We start from the raw sequence: 1,859 nt of genomic DNA, 5'->3' as shown, positions 1-1,859 counted from the left end.
CCCTCTGCGCGTTGATGGCCCCTTTTGTGATGCGGGGGTCGTTGCCTTCGCTGAGGGCGATTATGGGACGGGTGGCCGGAGCGTTTTGCCGCAACAGCTCGACGGGTGTCAGGGTCATGTGCTCCGGCCTCGTCCTGGGGTTAAGCGCCCTGCGCCTTCATGTCATCGGCGCTGATACCGGCGACGGCGACGGGTTTTTTCATTGCGTCGCGGCGGAAAGGCTCGCCAAGCTCCTGGTTGATCAGGGCCTCGATCAGCGTGGTGATGCCGTTCTTCTGGTCCTCGATCGCCTGGTTCAGCGCCGCGGTCAGCTCGTCCTGGGTGCGGGCGACAACACCTTTCAGGCCACAGGCCTGCGCGATACCGGCATAAGACACCTTGGTGTCCAGCTCGGTGCCCACGAAGTTGTCGTCGAACCACAGGGTCGAGTTGCGCTTTTCCGCGCCCCACTGGTAGTTGCGGAACACGATCTGGGTCACGGCGGGCCATTCCTCGCGGCCGATGGCGGTCAGCTCGTTCACCGCGATGCCAAAGGCACCGTCACCGGCAAAGCCCACAACCGGAACATCCGGGCAGCCGATCTTGGCGCCAACGACGGCGGGCAGGCCATAGCCGCAGGGGCCGAACAGGCCCGGTGCCAGGTATTTGCGACCCTCTTCAAACGACGGATAGGCGTTGCCGATGGCGCAGTTGTTGCCGATGTCCGAGCTGATGATCGCCTCTTTCGGCAGCGCCGCCTGAATGGCGCGCCACGCCATGCGCGGGCTCATCCAGTCGGGCTTGGCCGCGCGGGCACGCTGGTTCCAGGTGGTGCCCGGATCGTCATCCTCGTGGGTCATCGAGGTCAGTTCCTGCGCCCAGGCCGATTTCTTCTGCGCGATGCGCTCTTTGCGCTCCTTGCGGCCTTCGTCACCGGCGGTGTCGCTCAGCTGGGCCAGAATGCCCTTTGCCACCTTGGCGGCGTCGCCGATGATGCCGACGCTGACCGCTTTGGTCAGGCCGATACGGTCAGGGTTGATGTCAACCTGGATGATCTTGGCATCCGCGGGCCAGTAGTTGATGCCATAGCCCGGCAGGGTCGAGAACGGGTTCAGACGGGTGCCGAGGCACAGGACAACATCCGCCTCGCTGATCAGCTCCATCCCCGCTTTCGAACCGTTATAGCCCAGCGGACCGGCAAACAGCGGGTGGCTGCCCGGGAAGGCGTCATTGTGCTGGTAGCCGACGCAGACCGGCGCATCCAGGCGCTCGGCCAGCGCTTTCGACGCCTCGATGCCGCCTTCGGCCAGAACCACACCGGCCCCGTTCAGGATCACCGGGTTCCTGGCGTTCGACAGCAGCTCGGCCGCCTGAGCCACGGCGCTTTCGCCGCCCGAGGGGCGCTCGAACTCGACAATGGCGGGCAGGTCGATATCGACAACCTGGGTCCACATGTCGCGCGGGATGTTCAGCTGGGCCGGGGCGCTGGCGCGTTTGGCCTGCATGATCACACGATTCAGTACCTCGCAGACGCGGGTCGGGTCGCGGACCTCTTCCTGATAGGCGACCATGTCCTCGAACAGCTTCATCTGCTCGACTTCCTGAAAGCCCCCCTGACCGATGGTCTTGTTGGCCGCCTGCGGGGTCACCAGCAGCAGCGGCGTGTGGTTCCAGTAGGCGGTCTTGACGGCGGTCACGAAGTTGGTGATGCCCGGACCGTTCTGCGCGATCATCATCGACATCTTGCCGGTCGCCCGGGTGTAGCCATCCGCCATCATCCCCGCGCTGCCCTCATGCGCACAGTCCCAGAACATGATCCCAGCCTTCGGAAACAGATCCGAAATCGGCATCATCGCAGAGCCAATGATCCCAAACGCATG

At 64.4% G+C, this 1,859-nt stretch carries 1 protein-coding gene; it reads right to left on the bottom strand.

All coding sequences use genetic code 11. The features are described from left to right. Positions 1 to 140: 140 nt before the first annotated feature. Positions 141 to 1,859 (bottom strand): sulfoacetaldehyde acetyltransferase (xsc, locus tag ACR0M9_RS21050; protein WP_480774600.1); only part of this gene is annotated, 1,719 nt, incomplete at its 5' end.

The organism is Ruegeria sp. CH2 (genome assembly GCF_056537065.1).
Note: the sequence above shows the minus strand (reverse complement) of the source record. Positions and strands in the feature narration are given on the sequence as shown.